Origin of the sequence: Methylobacterium nigriterrae (assembly GCF_037106235.1) — a bacterium.
Lineage (GTDB): Bacteria > Pseudomonadota > Alphaproteobacteria > Rhizobiales > Beijerinckiaceae > Methylobacterium > Methylobacterium nigriterrae.
The window spans coordinates 1-362 of record NZ_JBAWTG010000626.1 but is presented as its reverse complement, the minus strand read 5'-3'; the positions used below and the strand labels follow the sequence as shown (position 1 = coordinate 362).

1 pseudogene is annotated in these 362 nt (G+C 66.9%); it reads left to right on the top strand.

Going from position 1 to position 362, the window contains the following annotated elements:
* Window positions 1-254: 254 nt before the first annotated feature.
* A pseudogene (locus WDW90_RS38510) lies at window positions 255-362 on the top strand (hypothetical protein); the annotation flags it as partial.

Sequence of the window (362 nt, the reverse complement as noted above, 5' to 3'; positions counted from 1 at the left end):
ACTCCGGCGTGAACGTTCGTTTCGTTGTCCCCATCAGACACCTTCCAGCCCCCATGGGAGCGTAGCAGAGGTGTCCACTCATTCAGAGGAGGATCATCTTAGCCGAGTTCGGCATCGATCTCCCGAAGGGTATCGCCCACGCTCTGGCGTTCGTGCGACGGGCCGTGGCCGGTGAGGCGCGCGAGGTCCCCAACCTTGCTGCCAAGGTGATCGGCACTCTGGCCGAGCAGGCGAGCGAGGTGCAAGGTCGCATCCGGCAGCTCGACGCCCGGATGTCCGGCACCGCCTTCGGCTCGATCGTGCTGCATGTGGCGCCTGAAGCCGCGATCGGCGGTCCGCTCGCGGCGGTGCGCGACGGCGAC